Origin of the sequence: Acinetobacter sp. NIOH-H-8 (genome assembly GCF_046635365.1) — a bacterium.
In the GTDB taxonomy this organism is placed as follows: Bacteria; Pseudomonadota; Gammaproteobacteria; order Pseudomonadales; family Moraxellaceae; genus Acinetobacter.
Window position 1 is genome coordinate 1 of the sequence record NZ_JBHDVN010000219.1, and the last position, 438, is coordinate 438.

General features: G+C 51.4%; 1 pseudogene. It reads left to right on the forward strand.

Annotated elements, in window-relative coordinates:
- Positions 1-206: 206 nt before the first annotated feature.
- Positions 207-438 (forward strand): annotated as a pseudogene (locus tag ACEWB7_RS17905) (GTPase HflX); the annotation flags it as partial.

The following is a 438-nucleotide window of genomic DNA, read 5'->3' on the forward strand; positions in this document are numbered from 1 at the left end:
CTACTGTTGTCCCGTCTCGCCCGGTTTCTCATCACAGTAACAACGCCGGTGGCGGTACCAGCAGTAACTATCATCATGGTAGCAGCGCGCAGAATACTTCCGCGCAACAGGACAGCGAAGAAACCGAATAAGGTTTCGGGCTGTTTTTTTACACGGGGAGCCAGCGATCCTGCGTTCCCCGCTGATCTATTTAGAGGGTTATACGCTTGTTTGACCGTTATGATGCTGGTGAGCAGGCGGTACTGGTACACATCTATTTTACGCAAGACAAAGATATGGAAGACCTCCAGGTGTTTGAATCTCTGGTCTCTTCCGCCGGTGTCGAAGCATTGCAGGTGATTACCGGTAGCCGTAAAGCGCCGCACCCAAAGTATTTTGTAGGTGAAGGTAAAGCAGTTGAAATTGCGGAAGCCGTAAAAGCGACGGGTGCTTCGGTCG